The organism is Azospirillum sp. A23, assembly GCF_042938965.1.
In the GTDB taxonomy this organism is placed as follows: Bacteria; Pseudomonadota; Alphaproteobacteria; order Azospirillales; family Azospirillaceae; genus Azospirillum; species Azospirillum melinis.
The window spans coordinates 1,867,334-1,883,870 of record NZ_CP170667.1 but is presented as its reverse complement, the minus strand read 5'-3'; the positions used below and the strand labels follow the sequence as shown (position 1 = coordinate 1,883,870).

Genomic DNA, 16,537 nt, shown 5'->3' with positions numbered 1-16,537 from the left:
GATTCGCGGGCGCCTTCGGCTGCCTACGCTCCCTTGAACACCAGATGCTTCGACGCCGCGAAGTTGAAGAACATGCCGGCGATGGAGCCGGCGGCCACCGCCAGGAACGGGTGATCGGCGACCATCTGCACGCTCGATTCCAGCCCGACCGACACGCCGTAATTCACCACGCCGCCGATGGCGTTGGCGGCGAGGAACTTGGCCCACTGGCGGTGCAGCGGTTCGTCGGCGGCGCCGCGGAAGGTGAAGGCGCGGTTCAGCGCCCAGGTCGCAGTCGCTGCCGCGAAGAAGGACGGCACGCGGGCAGCGAAGAACTGGAGGCCCAGCGCCAGGCCGGCGTAGAGCACGACCGTGTCCACCACCAGCCCGACGATGCCGACCGCGCCGAACTTGGCGAACTGCACCCCCAGCCGCCCAAGCCGGCTGTCCAGCAATCTCGCGACCGCTGCCATCACCGGCGCCCGTCCTCGCAGATGCCGGCCCCGCGCTCCGCCGCCAGCGGCCGGTGGTGGCCCGGTGCGCGCAGCGACAGGTAGCTCATGCGCTTGGCCTCGCGGCGGCCATGGGTGACGGTGTCGAGGATCAGGCCGCAGGTCAGGCTGAGGAAGGCCAGCAGCATCAGCCCGGTGGCGAGCAGGGCGGTGGGGAAGCGCGGAACCAGACCGGTCTGGAAATATGTCGCGATCACCGGCACGCCCAGGATCACCGACAGCAGGGCCAGCAGCCCGAAGGCGGCGGAGAAGAAGGGCAGCGGCCGCTCCTCCTTCACCAGCATGACGATGGCGCGCAGGATGCGGATGCCGTCGCGGATGGTATTCAGCTTGCTGTGCGAACCGGGCGGACGGTCCTTGTAGGGGGTCTTCACCTCGGCAATCGGCATGCGCAGTTCCAGCGCGTGGACGGTCAGCTCCGTTTCGGTCTCGAAACCGCTGGCCAGCGCCGGGAAGGACTTCACGAAACGACGGGAGAACACCCGGTAGCCGGACAGCATGTCGCCGATGCGGCTGCCGAAGATCTTGGCGACCATGCCGGTCAGCACGAGGTTGCCGAAGCGGTGGCCGGGGCGGTAGGCGGCGACGATCTCCGTCACCCGCGCGCCGTTGACCATGTCCAGCTGCTCGTCCCACAGGCGCCTGACCAGCTCCGGCGCGCTGGCGGCGTGATAGGTGTCGTCGCCGTCGACCAGGACATACACGTCCGCCTCGATGTCGGCGAACATGCGGCGCATGACGTTGCCCTTGCCTTGCAACGGCTCGCTCCGGACCACAGCGCCCGCGGCCCGCGCGACCTCCACCGTCCTGTCCTTCGAGTTGTTGTCGTAGACATAGACGATGGCGTCCGGCAGGGCTGCGCGGAAGTCCTGCACCACCTTGCCGATCGCCGCCTCCTCGTTGTAGCAGGGGATCAGCACCGCGATGGTGGGAGCCGGGCCGACCGCCGCGGCCGCCGAAGGCGTTCCGGAAGCGCCGGCATCCGGGGTAAGGGCGGGGCGGTCAATGGTCGATACGGTCATGGCGCTGGCTTCTGGCTGGAGGCGGGACAGATCGGGCTGTCAGCAGATCGGGCTGTCTGCGGCGATAAACAGCACAAACGCCGCGATTATTCCACTGTCTCCCTTTTGCCGGCCATCCGGTCAACAGCGCATAGGTTCAGGGTCTCACCCAGATTGTTGGGGATCGGCCGGCAGTGCCGCGGGTCGAGCCGCAGGCCGAGCAGCTCCGCGGCCTTCGCCGCGCCGGGCGTGTCGGGAATCGTGCTCATCATCAGGAAGGGGCCGCGGTGGGAGGCCACCTTGTCCTTCAGGATGGCGAGATAGCCGTTGCCGACGGAATCCGGCTGCAGGAAGTTGGACTGGATGCGCACGAAGGTGACCCGCGCCGGGAAGGACGGGATGACGTGCGAAATGGCCCAGTAGCCGGCCATCAGCACCATGGTGTCGTCCGGATCCGCGATGGCCGGGACGTCCGCCTCGACCCAGCGGTCATTGGCGCCCGTTGGCCAGTCGACCCGCCCCCAGTCGGCCGGCTGCACCGTCAGCTGCACCACGGCCAGCAGCGCCACCGCCAGCCCGATGCGCAGCCGGCGCGCCAGCGGCAGCAGCCCGACCGCCATCACCAGCGCCAGCGGCGCCAGCATCTCCAGCGGCACCAGATAGCGGTAGATGCAGAACATCACCACCCACAGCGCGTAGGTGACGGTCATCGCCGCCAGCAGGAACCGGGTCGCCGGCACGGCGGTCAGCCAGTCGTTCCGCTTCCCCAACATCTCCGTGGCGACTGCGCAGACCACTCCGGCCGGCACCAGGATGAACAGCGCCAGCACCCGCAGGTCGAAGAACGGCACCTCGCCCACCGTCAGGGGGGAAAAGGTGAAGACGAAGGGGAAGAACAGCCGCTGCCACAGGCCGGGCGGGAAGAAGCTGACATTGACGTAGTCGGAGAGGGCGGCGAAGGGCGACTTGAAGATGTGGTTCATGTGCGGGAAGACCGGGTTCCCGTAATCGTGCCAAAGATGCGCCATCCAGACGCCGCCCCCCAGCGCCAGGCCGGCCAGCACGCCGAGGCCGAAGAAGAAGGCCAGCCACAGCCGGCGCCACGGCCGGGCGGGCAGGGCCAGGAAGCCCAGGCACAGCCCGACCGCATAGATCACCGTCGGGTTCTTCAGCCCCATCGCCGCCCCGGCCAGCAGCCCGGCCGCCGCGACCCGCGCGAAGCTGGGCAGCGGCCGGCCGTCGAGGATGCCGGGCAGGCTGCCGGCAATGACCGCCGCAGCACCCAGCACGCCCAGGCTGACCACATTGTCCTGGAAGGTGGTGCCGATCAGGCCCAGCGTTCCACCGCCCAGTCCGCCCGCGCCGGCCAACACCATGGCGATCAGCGTCCGTTTCAGGGCCGGAACGTTCCGGAAAGAAAAGGATGCCAGCAGATACAGCAGTGACAGGTTGATGCCCTGAAGCGTTCCCCACAGAAATCCGGCCGCCCGCGCCGGCAGATGGGTCGCCAGCCAATAGAAGGGCACGTCCAGGAACGGGCTGTAGAAGGTCGGCATCTGGGCAGCCAGCAGATCGCGCCCGATCCGCCCGGTCAGCATCGCATAGCCGTTGTACCAGTGGTAATTCCGCAGGTCCCAATTCGCATCCATCCCGAAGGCCAGCGTCAGCAGCCCATAGGCCGGCGGCGCCAGCAGCAGGAAGGCGATGCCGATCAGGCGGGCGCTGCGGTCGTCGTCATGTGTCGGCATCGGATCGGGCGGGCCTTCGTTGGTTCGGGTGGGCGTTCGTTCAAGTGGGCATGTCGGATTGCTGGGCGTCTTGGTAGGCGGGCGGGGCGTCCGCCACAAGGGTGGTTGACCATCCGCCGCCCGATGAACAGCAGGGGCCTCGGCGGTATTCCCGCCTCCGGCGATCGCCCAGCGATCCGGGTGCCGGTTCCGGTGCTGCGTTCCGGCACTCGCAAGCGGGCCTGACCGCGACGATCCGCAACTCTGTGCGCAACAATAATGCGCGCCGGTGCATTCGCGCATGCCTGTTCGCTCATTGCGTGCCGGGAAAAGGGCAAGCTTCCTCTGGCAATGGCTTGTTCGGTCTGCTATTCACCACGCTCTGCATGCGCACGCTTGCGCTTTCTTGCGCGACAGGATTTCTGGCGATGGAAAAGTTCACGGTTCTCACCGGCGTTGCGGCGCCGCTGCCGATGATCAACGTCGATACCGACATGATCATCCCGAAGCAGTTCCTGAAGACCATCAAGCGGACGGGGCTTGGCAAGCATCTGTTCGACGAGATGCGTTACACCCCGGACGGGCAGGAGATCCCGGACTTCGTCCTGAACAAGCCGGCCTACCGCAAGGCCAGCATCATGGTGGCGGGCGACAATTTCGGCTGCGGCTCGTCGCGCGAGCATGCGCCGTGGGCGCTGGCCGATTTCGGCATCCGCTGCATCATCGCCCCCAGCTTCGCCGACATCTTCTACAACAACTGTTTCAAGAACGGCATCCTGCCGATCAAGTTGCCGAAGGAGCAGGTCGACCTGCTGCTCGACGACGCGTCGCGCGGGTCGAACGCCGTCATCACGGTCGACCTTGAGAAGCAGACCATCACCGGCCCGGATGGCGGCACCATCTCCTTCGAGCTGGACCCCTTCCGCAAGCATTGCCTGCTGAACGGCCTGGACGACATCGGCCTGACCCTGCAGCAGGCGGCCCATATCGACGGGTATGAGGGCAAGCAGCGCGCGGGCCAGCCGTGGATGTGGGGCTGAGCGCCTCCATCCTCCCCCGATCCTCTTCAACTTCTGTCTTCTTGACGTCTGACATTTGGGAGTGCGCCCGCCATGGCCGCCAATAAAAAGCTTCTGTTCCTCCCCGGCGACGGTATCGGCCCGGAGGTGATGCGCCAGGTTCGCCGGGTCATCGACTGGATGGACCGCAAGCGCAAGATCACCTTCGACGTGTCCGAAGGGCTGGTCGGCGGCGCGGCCATCGACGCTCACGGCGTTCCGCTGTCCGACGCCACCCTGGCCGAGGCGCTGGCGGTGGACGCGGTGATGCTGGGTGCCGTCGGCGGTCCTAAGTGGGATAACCCGACCGATTACACCAAGCGTCCGGAAGCCGGCCTGCTGACCCTGCGCAAGGAACTGGGCCTGTTCGCCAACCTGCGCCCGGCGGTGGTGTTCGACGCGCTGGTCGATGCCTCGACCCTGAAGGCCGACGTCATCCGCGGGCTGGACATCCTGATCGTGCGCGAGCTGACCGGCGGCGTCTATTTCGGTGAGCCGCGCGGCATCACCGAGATCGGCGACGGCGAGCGCCGCGGCGTGAACACCCAGGTCTACACCACTTCGGAAATCCGCCGCGTCGCCCGCGTCGCGTTCGAGTTGGCCCGCAAGCGCGGCAACAAGCTGTGCTCGATGGAAAAGGCGAACGTCATGGAGTCCGGCCTGCTGTGGCGGCAGGAAGTGACCAGGCTGCACGGGGAAGAGTTCCAGGACGTCGAGCTGAGCCACATGTACGCCGACAACGGCGCCATGCAGCTGCTGAAGAACCCGAAGCAGTTCGACGTGATCGTCACCGACAATCTGTTCGGCGACATCCTGTCGGACGAGGCGGCGATGATGACCGGCTCGCTCGGCATGCTGCCGTCGGCCTCGCTGGGTGCTCCGGATGCCAACGGCAACCGCAAGGCGCTCTACGAGCCGGTGCACGGGTCCGCCCCGGACATCGCCGGCCGCGATCTGGCCAACCCCTGCGCCACGCTGCTGTCCTTCGCGATGTGCCTGCGCTACTCGTTCAACCTGGACGAGGATGCCAAGCTGATCGAGCGGGCCATCCAGAACGTGCTGGGCGGCGGCATGCGCACGTCGGACATCATGGCTCCGGGCATGGCGCGCTGCTCCACCACCGTGATGGGCGACTCGATCCTGCGCGAGCTGGACAAGGTGGCTTCCTGACCGGTCCCCGGCAGCACTGCCGATTGCGCTGAAAGAAAAAGCCCCCGTCCGCAAGGACGGGGGCTTTTTTGTCTGCACGATACCCAACTCTTCACTCTCCCCGGTCAATCGCCTCCGGCCGGCCGGTCGGCCGTGCGGCCGCCATGGCTTGCCTGCCCGCCCTTGCGGCCGGCTTCGGCCGCCAGGGACGGGTTCTTGGAGAAGCTGCGTGAGGATGCGGGCACGCTGCGCCCGCCCTTGCGTCCCGCCTCCGCCGCGAGTTCCGGATTCTTTGAAAAGCTGCGTTTGTCGGCCGGTACGCTTTCACCGCCTTTGCTGGCGATCTGGCGTTGCCGATCCGGGTCCATCGACGCGAAGCCGCGGCCCGACGTACGATTGCTCTCTTTCGAGGCCATAACCAACCTCCGACTGTGCCTTGCTGAATCGACAACCGGACAGCCGAGTGTTGGTTCCAAATAACAGACAATTTCTGCAACCGGTATTGTCGGTATGGCAAGCAATACGAGGTAATCTGTCGGCTGCAAATCGCCCCATCCAACCTCCCCACTTGGAAGGGGAAGGTTGGAGTCGGGGAAAAATCAGAGAAAACTGATGCTCAACCTGCCGTTTCCAGCGTCGCGATGGCCTCGGCCAGCGTCACCAGCCGGCGGGCATTCTCGACATGCAGGTTCTCCACCAGCTTGCCGTCGACCAGCACCACGCCCTTGCCGGCGGCTGCCGCCTCCGCATGGGCGGCGATGATGCGGTGGGCCTGGGCGATCTCTTCGGCGTCAGGGGCGAAGGCGGCGTTGCAGGCGGCAATCGTCTTGGGATGGATCAGCGTCTTGCCGTCGAAGCCCAGCTCGCGCCCCTGCCGGCAGGAGGCGGCGAAGCCGTCGTCGTCGTTCAGGTCCAGATGCACGCCGTCCAGCACCGCCAGCCCATAGGCACGCGCCGCCAGCAGGCACAGCCCGAGGCTGGTGATCATTGGCAGCCGCTGCGCCGTGTGGGCGGCGTGCAGGTCCTTGGCGAGGTCCGATGTGCCGAGCACAAGCCCGCCGACGGCGGGAGAGGCGCCGGCGATCTCCTTGGCGTTCAGGATGCCGAGCGGCGTTTCCATCATGCACCAGATGGTCTGTCCGGCCGGCGCCCCGGCTGCACGCAGCACCGCCTCGGCCTGCCGCACCGCGTCGGCGCTCTCCACCTTCGGCAGCAGCACGGCGTCGGCGCCGCTGGCCGCCGCCATGCGCAGATCGGCATAGCCCCAGGGCGTGTTCAACTCGTTGACCCGGACGATCAACTCCCGTCCGCCATAGCCGCCGGCGGCCAGCGCGCCGGCGATGGTGTCGCGCGCCGCCGCCTTGGCATCCGGGGCGACCGCATCCTCCAAATCCAGGATCAGCCCGTCCGCCGGCAGGCTGCGTCCCTTTTCCAGGGCGCGGGCGTTCGAGCCCGGCATGTAGAGCACGCTGCGGCGGGGGCGGACTGTAGTGGCCATGGCGGTATCCCGGAAATGCGGATGATGGAATGGGCCAGCTTTAGCCGCGCGCCTTGTTCCTGTCCATGAGTCCTGTCCATGGGGCGACACCCCGTGTGCCACACGGCTGCAGCACTCCCGCTCGTGAGGTCCGGCGCATGGCAGCCATGCCGCACCCTCCGTCCGTTGCCGCGGAGTCGGCGGCTTTACGCCCGGCGGAGCGTCGCTTACGCTTCTCCCATGAAAAGCGTCCTCACCATCCAATCGCACGTCGCCTATGGCTATGTCGGCAACCGCGCCGCGGTGTTTCCGCTGCAGCGGCTGGGGATCGACGCCACGGCGGTGAACACCGTCCAGTTCTCCAACCACACCGGCTACGGCGCCTGGACCGGGCAGGTTTTCACGGCGGAGCATATCGCCGACATCGTTGACGGCATCGCCGCCCGCGGCGTGCTGCCGGCACAGGATGCGGTGTTGTCCGGCTATATGGGCGCCGTCGAGCTGGGGCAGGTCATCGTCGAGACGGCGGCGCGGGTGAAGGCCGCCAATCCCAAGGCGATCTACTGCTGCGATCCGGTGATGGGCGACGTCGGCCGCGGTTTCTTCGTGCGGCCCGGCCTGCCGGAGTTCATCCGCGACCATGCGGTTCCCGCCGCCGACCTGATGACGCCGAACCAGTTCGAGCTGGAATATCTGACAGACCGCAAGGTGGCGACGCTGGACGATGCGCTGGCCGCCACCGCGGCGCTGCGTGCCCGCGGGCCGCGGCTGGTTCTGGTCACCAGCCTGACCCGCAGCGATGCCGATCCCGACAGCATCGAGATGCTGGTGGACGGCGCCGACGGCGCCTGGCTGGTGTCGACGCCGCGCCTGACCTTCGACCCGCCGCCCAACGGGTCGGGCGACGCGGTGGCGGCCCTGTTCCTTGCCCATTACCTGACCGCCTTCGACCCGGCCGATGCGCTGGAAAAGGCGGCGGCGGCGATCTTCGCCATCTTCGAGACGACGCGGCGGATGGGCACGCGCGAGCTTCAACTGATCGCTGCGCAGGACGACTTCGTCAATCCCCCCCGGCGCTTCTCCGCAACGCGTTTGCGGTGAAACGGCCTGAGGCCGTCTGCGTAAAACCGCCTCAGGCCGCCGGAACCGGGTCGTGGCTGCCGATGTGGCTGGGCTGTTCGATCACCCGTCCGGCCGGCAGCCGCACCGTCATGGTGGTGCCGGCGTCCGGCGTGCTGCGGCAGGTCAGCGTGCCGCCATGCAGGTCGACGAAATTCTTCGAGATCGACAGGCCGAGCCCGGTGCCCTCGTACCGGCGGTTGGCGGCGTTCTCCGCCTGACGGAAGGGCTGGAACAGGTCGGCCATGAAGTCGGGCGGGATGCCGATCCCGGTGTCGGCGACCGCCAGCGCGAAGCCGCGGTCCTGCTCCATCCCGGCCGTTATGGTGATGCTGCCGCCGCCGGGCGTGAATTTCACTGCGTTGGACAGCAGATTCAGGATCACCTGCTTGAAGGCACGGCGGTCGACCCACAGGGTGGCGATGGCGGCCGTCACCTCGTTGTGGATGGCGACTCCGCCGGAGGCCGCGCGGTCACGCACCATCATCAGGCATTGGCCGACCGCCTCATGCACCTCCACCGCCTCCTCGCACAGCTCGAACTGGCCGGCTTCCAGCTTCGACATGTCCAGAACGGCGTTGACGATGTCCAGCAGGTGCCGGCCGCTGTCGTGGATGTCGGTGATGCAGGACTTCTGCCGCTCGTTGACGGTGCCGAAAAACTCGCTGTCCAGCACCTCGGCAAAGCCGATGATGGCGTTCAGCGGGGTGCGCAGCTCATGGCTCATGTTGGCCAGGAATTCGCTCTTCGCCCGGTTCGCCAGGTCCGCCTGGGTCTTGGAGGCGATCAGCTCCGCCTCCTGCTGCTTGCGGCGCGTCATGTCGCGGATGACGCCGACATGGATGCGCGGTTCGTCCGGACGCACCGCACCGGTCCCGCCGCCCAGCCGCAGATCGCTGACGGTGAAGCCGACAGGAAAGGCATGGCCGTCGTGGCGCAGGGCAGTCAGGTCGCGGTCGTTGGCGCCGCCGCGCGCGTCGGGGATCAGCGCCTCGATCGGCTGGCCGATCATCTCCTGCTCCGGCACGGCGAACATCATCTCCGCCGCGCGGTTGAAGGTGACGATGCGCCCGGCGGTGTCGAAGGTCACCACCGCATCCAGCATCGAATCGAGAATGCCGCGGATGCGGCGCGAGGCGCGGGCCAGCCGGGCCTGATCCTCGTCCCGCCGGGCATGCTGGCGGACGACGAAGGCGGTCAGCAGGGCGATGGCGATGGTCATCACCGTGCCGATGGAGGTCCAGGCCGCCGTGTCGCGCCGCCATTCGGCCAGCGCCGCCGCCACCGGCAGGGTCGCCACGATCACGAAGGGATAGCCCTGCACCCGCCGCACGCTGACCAGGCTGTCGGTGCTGCCCCCAGGTCCGGGCGCCGCGTCGCGTATGGTGGCCTCGTCATGGGTGGCAAGCGTATTCCACACCGCCGGCCAGTCGGTCAGCCGGCCCGGTCCGCCGTGATTTCCACCATGCCCCTGTGGCCGCTCCAGCAGGATGGTGCCATCCCCCAGCGCCAGGATCACGCTGCCCTTGCGGTCGATATCGCGCGATTCCAGCGTCGCCGCCAGACGTGTCGGATCGACCATGGCGACCAGCACGCCGCGGAAGCCGCCGTCGGTATCCAGCCAGCGCCTGCTGAACGGGATGATCTGCGTGCCGGGCCGCACCCGGCTGGTGATGGCGGCGCTGACATGCAGATCCTGGCCGCCGTCACGCGGCCCGGTGAAATAGGCGCGGTCGGACAACGGAACCGTCGGCAGCGGCAGTTCGGCCGAATGATGGAGGGCGAGGCCGTCGCCGTCGACCACCACCAGATCGGCCAGTTCGGCGAAATTGTCGCGCCGCTGGCGCAAATGGTCGTGGATCGCCGTGCTGCCGCGGCGGGGGCCGTCGGGAAGCGTGTCGAGCGCGAAGGACAGGTCGCGCAGCAGTTGGTCCACCGCGAAGGCCGTTCGCAGCGTTTGCGATTCCAGCATGCGGGCAAGATCGCGGGTCGCACGCTCTCCGGCATCCAGCGCCTCGCGCCGGCCCTGGAGGATGCCGTAGCCGATCAGCGTGTTCACCACCAGGATGAAGGCGAGGCCGGACGCGGTCATCAGGAAGCGCACCGATCCCAGCCGGCCACGCAACGCTCCCGCCAGACCGGCGTTGGAGCGGGGAAGCGGCGGGGAGGCGGGCCCGGGAACAGGCATCGGCGTCGTGATTTCCTGTGGCGGTTGCGGTCGGGCGGCCTGCCCCGTTTAGAATCCGGCTGGTGTCTATTGAAGCACCAGGCAGACTCTAAGTTTTTGATTTTCCGTGTGATTCACGCTTCAAGCGATTCCGCGTGAAACGATCACACTCTAATCGCGCCGGCACCTTAAAGAAAGTGTAACCGGACGGAAATGCGGGGTTTTCCACTGCGCGCAGATGCCGCGCCGTTCATGCCCCGTGCTTTGAGCGTGGACGCCGCTCTGCCATGCCCCGATCGCCCTCCCGTCGGCGGTTGCCGTAACCGGCGCCATCCGTTAGGTAAGGAGCCATCTTGGCAGCCGGATCGCGCATATCCCCATGACCGACGGACCGCTTTCGCTCTACCGCGCCCGCCGCGGCAGCGGCACTCTTCGCCCCGATCCCGACCAGGAACTGGCGGCGGAGAAGTTCCAAAGCCTGTATCAGGCGTTGAAGGGCTATCAGCCGCAGCCCGTCGGCGACGACAAGCCGGCAGGGGGTGGCTGGCTGGAGCGCTTCGGTCTGGGCCGTCGCCGCGCTGCGCCGCCGCCGCCGGACATCGCCTCCACCGCACCGCAGGGGCTGTATATCTACGGCAGCGTCGGCCGCGGCAAGTCGATGCTGATGGACCTGTTCTACGAGACCGCCCCGGTCGACAAGAAGCGCCGCGTCCATTTCCACGAATTCATGCTGGAGATCCACCAGCGCATCCACGATCATCGTCAATCCGGCAAAGGCAAGGGCGACGGCCCGGACGAGGCGTTGCCCGAACTGGCCCGCGCGCTGGCAGACGAGGCGTGGCTGCTCTGCTTCGACGAGTTCCACGTCACCAACATCGTCGACGCGATGATTTTGGGCCGGCTGTTCACCAACCTGTTCGACCTGGGCGTGGTGGTGGTGGCGACCTCCAACTGGCCGCCGGACATGCTGTACAAGGACGGTCTCCAGCGTGAGCTGTTCCTGCCCTTCATCGCCCTGCTGAAGGAGAAGCTCGACATCCTGTCGCTCGACGGCCCGACCGACTACCGGCTGGACCGGTTGAAGGGCGTGCCGATCTACCATCACCCGCTGGGTCCGGCCTCGGACGCCGCCCTTGCGAAAGCCTTCTCCGACCTGACCGGCGGTGCGGCGGGCGAGCCTTGCAGCCTCACGGTGCAGGGACGGCGGGTGGACATCGCGCGTGCCGCCAAATGCGTGGCCTGGGTCGATTTCTGGGACCTGTGCGGCAAGCCGCTGGGGGCGGCCGACTATCTGGCGATCGCCACCCATTTCCACACGGTGCTGATCGACCATGTGCCCACGATGAAGGACGAGCTGCGCAACGAGGCCAAGCGCTTCATGACGCTGATCGATGCGCTGTACGAGCACAAGGTCAACGTCGTCATCGCCGCAGAGGGGCCGCCCGAGCGCCTCTATCCGGAAGGTACCCACGCCTTCGAGTTCGAGCGCACGGTCAGCCGCCTGATGGAGATGCAGAGCGAGGACTACCTCCAAAGGCAGCATTTGACCTGATTGCGGCGCCGGATCGGTTCTCTCGGCCTGGTTCCCCCGCCTTGTCCAGTCTGTCCATGGCTTGATAAGGCGGCGATGTTTTTCTTGCTTGGGCAAATAAAAGAATTGCTCGGAAAGGGCAATATGAAAATACCTATCCAATAAATTGATATAAGCAACCTTATTGCGGGTGCGATGAAGGGGGTAAGACTCGACTCAACGTTGATAGATTTCCCCTTAATAATGAACATTTCATTATTATAACAATTATCTGGCTTGCCCCCTATTGATTGGTGTGGCCAAAGGCCTACCGTAATACCGAAGGGATTATTTTGATCCTTCTCGGAGTTATGGCCTTTGGGGGTGGTGGATGTTGGGGTGGTTCGGCAACCAGAAGATGATCGTCAAGATTCTTGCGCCGGTGATTCTGCTGCTGATCTTTATGACGGCGATTGCAATGACAGCGCTCCAGCGGATGGAACTGGTCCAGCGGGTCTCGGAGTATGCGCTGACCGTCGAGGCGGCGCGGCGCGCGACCATTCTCGACGTCGGCCGTCATCTCAATGCGGCGACCGTGGCTGAAAAGAACGCCATCATCGAAAAGAGCGTCGATCAAATGCGGCGCTTCTCCGCCATGTTCAACGAAGCGATGGCGCTGGCCGACAAGGCCATCGCCGAGCTCGCCCTCACCGCGGACAGCGACATCCGCCGCGAAACCGGCGTGAAGATCAAGGCGCTGGTCGACGCCTACCGGCAGAACGCCCTGAAGGTCATCGAGTTGACCCTTCAGGGCAAGGATGACGAGGCGTTTGCCCTTAGTTCCGGCGAAGGCGCGAAAGCGCGCCGCGCGGCGTCGACCCTGATCGACGAGCGGGTCGAAGTCAACCGCAAGGGTGTCGAGAAGGCCATACAGGAAGCCAGTGACGCCGCGGAGCAGACCCGGAGCGTCGTTCTGGTGCTGTCCATCGCCGGCATCCTGCTGGGGCTGGGGCTGTCATTGGCCGTCGTGATGCTGATGATCACCCGTCCGATGACGCGCATCATCGCGTCGATGACCCGCGTGTCGCAGGGCGAGCTGGATTTCGCCATCGATGGGACGGAGCGCCGCGACGAGGTCGGCACGCTGGCCCGCACCCTGGATGTGTTCAAGAGCAGCGCGCTCGAAGTGCGGCGCCTGACCGCCGAGCAGGAGGCCCAGAAGGCGCGCGCGGACGCGGAACGCAAGGCGGAGATGCGCCAACTCGCCGACCGGTTCGAAGGCAGCGTCAGCGCCATCGTCCAGAATGTGTCTTCGTCCGCCACCCAGATGCAGGGGGCTGCCGGAACCCTGTCCGCGACCGCGACCCAGTCGACCGCGCAGGCGACCGCCGTCGCGGCGGCATCGGAGCAGTCCAGCGCCAACGTGCAGACGGTCGCCGCGGCGACCGAGGAACTGGCCGCCTCGATCCTGGAGATCGGGCGCCAGGTGTCGAACCAGAGCGCCATTTCGGCAACCGCCGTGCAGGAAGCCGACCGCACCAACGCCAGCATGCAGCTTCTGGTCGAAACCGCCAACCAGATCGGTGCCGTGGTCGATCTCATCAACTCCATCGCCGGACAGACCAACCTGCTGGCACTGAACGCCACCATCGAGGCCGCCCGCGCCGGTGAGGCCGGCAAGGGCTTTGCCGTGGTCGCCAGCGAGGTGAAGGCGCTGGCCAGCCAGACGGCGAAGGCCACCGACGAAATCCAGACGAAGGTGAAGCAGATCCAGGGCGCCACCACCGGTGCGCGGGAAGCGGTGGCCGGCATCGCCGGGATCATCAGCCGGATGAGCGAAATCTCGTCGGCCATCGCCGCCGCCATCGAAGAGCAGAATGCGGCGACCGCCGAGATTTCCAACAATGTCGCCCAGGCGGCGCGCGGCAGCGAGCAGGTGTCCACCAACATCGTCGGCGTGACCAGGGCCGCCACCGAAACCGGCGCCGCCGCCGATCAGGTTCTGAGCACCGCCAACGGGCTGGCGAAGGAAGCGGAGCGGTTGAAGGCGGAGGTCGGCAACTTCATCGCCACCGTCCGCGCCGCCTGACCGTACCCGCATCCATCGTCCTCAATCCGCTCGCCGAACCGGACCATCCCATCCGTGGGACTGGGTCGGCAGGCGGATTTTCTTCGTCTCCGGATTGTGGTTGCTGTGCCCTGGCAACCTTTTTTGCGAATCCTGCGCCGGGACTGGATGACTCCGTCTGGCTTGGGTGTTCATGCCAGGTAACGTCAATCCAGGGCGGGGCATCCATTATGATGGCGCGTTTCATTGTGTTCGGCTGCCTGCTGGCGGCCGGGTTGGCCGGTTGCACCCCAACTCCGAATTTACAGACGAGGACGACCACATTCATGCCGGCAACCGACGCCGGAAAACGCTGCGTCGCCCAATGCCAGCAGACGAAACAACTGTGCAACGCCGCGGTCGAATTGGGGTACCAGACCTGCATGGCCGAAGGGCTGACCCGTGCGCATGCGGCATACTACGAGTACAAGAAAAATCTTCCCAAAGGTGCGAAGCATGAAAGGCGAATTGGGGACTTCGAAAGTGAAATTCATTGCTACCGATTGAGCAGCTGTTCCCAGGATTACGATGAGTGTTTTGTGAGCTGCGGCGGCCGCATGGAGATGCAGACCTATTGTGTGAGCAATTGCAAACTGATGAAGCCGCCGCAGTCGGATGGGTCCAGGGTGGGGCCGGTCAGGGTGGTGCAATAGCCGCCGCCCGCCGCCGCAATTCTTCGAAGTCGCGCCCGGCATGGTGGGAGGAGCGGGTCAGCGGCGTGGCCGACACCATCAGGAACCCCTTCGCCCGCGCCACCGTGCCGTAGCGCTCGAACTCATCGGGCGTGACGTGGCGGGCGACCGGATGGTGGGTGGGGGTGGGCCGGAGATACTGGCCGATGGTCAGGAAATCGACACCCGCCGCTCGCAAATCGTCCATCACCTGCAACACCTCCGCCGGCTCCTCGCCCAGCCCGGCCATGATGCCGGACTTGGTGAAGATGCTTGGGTCGCGCTCCTTGACCCGCTCCAGCAGGCGGAGCGAGCCGTAATAGCGCGCGCCCGGCCGCACGTCGGCATAGAGCCGCGGCACTGTCTCCAGATTGTGGTTGTAGACGTCGGGCCGGGCATCGGCGACCAACTCCACCGCCCCCGGCTTGTTGCGGAAATCGGGGGTCAGCACCTCCACCGTCGTGGCCGGCGCGGTCTCGCGCAGGCGGCGGATGCAGCGGGCGAAATGCGCCGCACCGCCGTCGGGCAAATCGTCGCGGTCGACCGAGGTGATGACGACATGGGCAAGGCCCAACTCGCCCACCGCCTCGGCCAGCCGGTCGGGCTCGTGGGGGTCGAGTGCGTCCGGCCGGCCGGTGGCGACGTTGCAGAAGGCGCAGGCCCGCGTGCACACGCTGCCCAGGATCATCACCGTGGCGTGCCGCTTGCTCCAGCATTCGCCGATGTTGGGGCAGGCGGCCTCCTCGCAGACCGTGTTCAGGCCGTGGCGGCGGACGAGCGACCGGGTGTCCTCGAACGCCGCACCGGCGGGCGCGCGGGCGCGGAGCCAGGCCGGCTTCTCGGCCCGGTGTTCCGGGCGGGGTGCATGCAGCGCGGGCAGGGCCATCAGTGGACAAGCTCCGGCTGCTCGGCTGCCGCGGTCACGGCTTGCGGCTGCACGATGATCTTCACGTTGCGGTCCTTGTGGGCGACCAGCTCCTCGAAGCCGCCGCTGACGATGTCGCCCAGCGTGATGCGGCCGGTGATCAGCGGCTGCACGTCGATCCGGCCGTCGGCGATGAAGCGGATGACGTCGGCGAACTCGCCATTGTAGGCCAGCGAGCCGATGATCTGCTTCTCGGTGGCGACGATCTCGAAGAAGTTGAAGGCGCTGGGTTCCTCGAAGATGCCGACCAGAACCGTCTTGCCGGCCTTGCGGATCACGTCGATGGCGAGCTTGGCGGTGTCGCGGTGGCCGATGCATTCGAACGACACGTCGGCGCCGTAACCGCCGGTCAGCGCCTTGACCTCCGCCACCGCGTCGCACTCCTTGGGATCGAGCACGAGGGTGGCGCCGACCTCCAGCGCCTTGGCCTTGCGGGCGGCCGACATCTCCAGGACGATGATCCGGCCGGCGCCGGCCGCCTTCGCGCACATGATGGTGCAGAGCCCGATGGTGCCGGCGCCGACCACCACCACCGTCTCGCCGACGATGCTGCCGGCCTTCTTCACCGCATGCATGCCGACCGCCAGCGGCTCGATCAGGGCGCCGGCCTCGGTCGGGAAGCCGTCGGGCAGCTTGTAGAGCAGCTCGGCCGGGACGTTGACGAGGCTGGCGAAGGCGCCGTTGTTCATCAGGCCGGTGAAGGCCAGCTTCTCGCAGATGTTGTACATGCCGTGCTTGCAGTAATAGCACTCGCCGCAATGCTGGCAGGCGTCGGCCGCCACCCGGTCGCCGACGCTGAACCCGGTCACGCCCTCGCCGAGTGTCGCGATCTCGCCGCTGAACTCGTGGCCGAGGATGCACTGGCCCTTCAGGCCGGTCAGCGGGTGGGGCGTGTCGACCGGGATGAAGACCGGGCCGGCGACATACTCATGCAGGTCGGACCCGCAGATGCCGCACCAATGCACCTTGATCTGCACCCAGCCGGCGGGCGGGGCGCCCGGCAGCGGCACGTCTTCGACCCGGATGTCCTTGCGGCCATGCCAGACGGCGGCCTTCATCGTGGTCGCCAAATCTTTGTTTATGGCATTCATGGTGTTGTCCTCCGGTTTTATCGTTGGGGCGGTTTTATCGTTGT

General features: G+C 66.6%; 14 protein-coding genes. 6 read left to right on the top strand and 8 right to left on the bottom strand.

All coding sequences use genetic code 11. The features are described from left to right. Nucleotides 1-23 precede the first annotated feature (23 nt). From ABNQ40_RS26245 to ABNQ40_RS26235, 3 genes are all read right to left on the bottom strand, one after another. Nucleotides 24-452 (bottom strand): GtrA family protein, encoded by a 429-nt coding sequence (locus ABNQ40_RS26245; protein ID WP_109050563.1) that lies wholly within the window; start codon nucleotides 450-452, stop codon nucleotides 24-26. Next, nucleotides 452-1,513, bottom strand: coding sequence for a glycosyltransferase family 2 protein (locus ABNQ40_RS26240; protein ID WP_109050564.1), 1,062 nt, complete (start codon nucleotides 1,511-1,513; stop codon nucleotides 452-454). The genes ABNQ40_RS26245 and ABNQ40_RS26240 overlap by 1 nt, the downstream gene beginning before the upstream one ends. Before the next feature lie 86 nt (nucleotides 1,514-1,599). Further along, on the bottom strand, nucleotides 1,600-3,240 hold the full coding sequence (locus ABNQ40_RS26235; protein ID WP_109050565.1) for a hypothetical protein: 1,641 nt from the start codon (nucleotides 3,238-3,240) through the stop codon (nucleotides 1,600-1,602). A 407-nt stretch (nucleotides 3,241-3,647) separates the two neighbouring features. Between ABNQ40_RS26235 and leuD the strand changes: the two genes are divergently transcribed. Together leuD and leuB are read left to right on the top strand one after the other, a co-directional pair. After that, nucleotides 3,648-4,259: a 3-isopropylmalate dehydratase small subunit gene (gene leuD, locus ABNQ40_RS26230; RefSeq protein ID WP_109050566.1), complete on the top strand. Its 612-nt coding sequence runs from the start codon at nucleotides 3,648-3,650 to the stop codon at nucleotides 4,257-4,259. Between the two features lie 72 nt (nucleotides 4,260-4,331). Further along, on the top strand, nucleotides 4,332-5,447 hold the full coding sequence (gene leuB, locus ABNQ40_RS26225; protein ID WP_109050567.1) for a 3-isopropylmalate dehydrogenase: 1,116 nt from the start codon (nucleotides 4,332-4,334) through the stop codon (nucleotides 5,445-5,447). A gap of 104 nt (nucleotides 5,448-5,551) precedes the next feature. On the opposite strand, the gene ABNQ40_RS26220 is transcribed toward leuB, so the two are convergent. After that, nucleotides 5,552-5,842, bottom strand: a complete 291-nt coding sequence (locus ABNQ40_RS26220; protein WP_109050568.1) for a general stress protein — start codon at nucleotides 5,840-5,842, stop codon at nucleotides 5,552-5,554. A 200-nt stretch (nucleotides 5,843-6,042) separates the two neighbouring features. Beyond that, nucleotides 6,043-6,924, bottom strand: coding sequence for a CoA ester lyase (locus ABNQ40_RS26215; protein ID WP_109050569.1), 882 nt, complete (start codon nucleotides 6,922-6,924; stop codon nucleotides 6,043-6,045). A gap of 219 nt (nucleotides 6,925-7,143) precedes the next feature. Here ABNQ40_RS26215 and pdxY point away from each other — a divergent pair, with 219 nt between their 5' ends. Continuing rightward, nucleotides 7,144-8,004 (top strand): pyridoxal kinase PdxY, encoded by an 861-nt coding sequence (gene pdxY / locus ABNQ40_RS26210; protein ID WP_109050570.1) that lies wholly within the window; start codon nucleotides 7,144-7,146, stop codon nucleotides 8,002-8,004. Between the two features lie 31 nt (nucleotides 8,005-8,035). Here pdxY and ABNQ40_RS26205 read toward each other — a convergent pair whose 3' ends face one another. Next, nucleotides 8,036-10,210, bottom strand: coding sequence for an ATP-binding protein (locus ABNQ40_RS26205; protein ID WP_109050571.1), 2,175 nt, complete (start codon nucleotides 10,208-10,210; stop codon nucleotides 8,036-8,038). Between the two features lie 358 nt (nucleotides 10,211-10,568). Between ABNQ40_RS26205 and zapE the strand changes: the two genes are divergently transcribed. The 3 genes from zapE to ABNQ40_RS26190 all read left to right on the top strand — a co-directional run bounded on the left by zapE (nucleotide 10,569) and on the right by ABNQ40_RS26190 (nucleotide 14,459). Continuing rightward, nucleotides 10,569-11,741: a cell division protein ZapE gene (gene zapE, locus ABNQ40_RS26200; RefSeq protein WP_109050572.1), complete on the top strand. Its 1,173-nt coding sequence runs from the start codon at nucleotides 10,569-10,571 to the stop codon at nucleotides 11,739-11,741. A gap of 349 nt (nucleotides 11,742-12,090) precedes the next feature. After that, nucleotides 12,091-13,788, top strand: a complete 1,698-nt coding sequence (locus tag ABNQ40_RS26195; protein ID WP_391347817.1) for a methyl-accepting chemotaxis protein — start codon at nucleotides 12,091-12,093, stop codon at nucleotides 13,786-13,788. Nucleotides 13,789-13,997: 209 nt separating this feature from the next. Then, nucleotides 13,998-14,459, top strand: a complete 462-nt coding sequence (locus ABNQ40_RS26190; protein ID WP_109050574.1) for a hypothetical protein — start codon at nucleotides 13,998-14,000, stop codon at nucleotides 14,457-14,459. On the opposite strand, the gene lipA is transcribed toward ABNQ40_RS26190, so the two are convergent. Continuing rightward, complete coding sequence (gene lipA / locus ABNQ40_RS26185; protein WP_109050575.1) at nucleotides 14,443-15,363, bottom strand: lipoyl synthase; 921 nt, start codon at nucleotides 15,361-15,363, stop codon at nucleotides 14,443-14,445. The two genes, ABNQ40_RS26190 and lipA, sit on opposite strands and share 17 nt — an antisense overlap. After that, nucleotides 15,363-16,493 (bottom strand): 2,3-butanediol dehydrogenase, encoded by a 1,131-nt coding sequence (locus ABNQ40_RS26180; RefSeq protein WP_247879866.1) that lies wholly within the window; start codon nucleotides 16,491-16,493, stop codon nucleotides 15,363-15,365. The genes lipA and ABNQ40_RS26180 overlap by 1 nt, the downstream gene beginning before the upstream one ends. Nucleotides 16,494-16,537 lie beyond the last annotated feature (44 nt).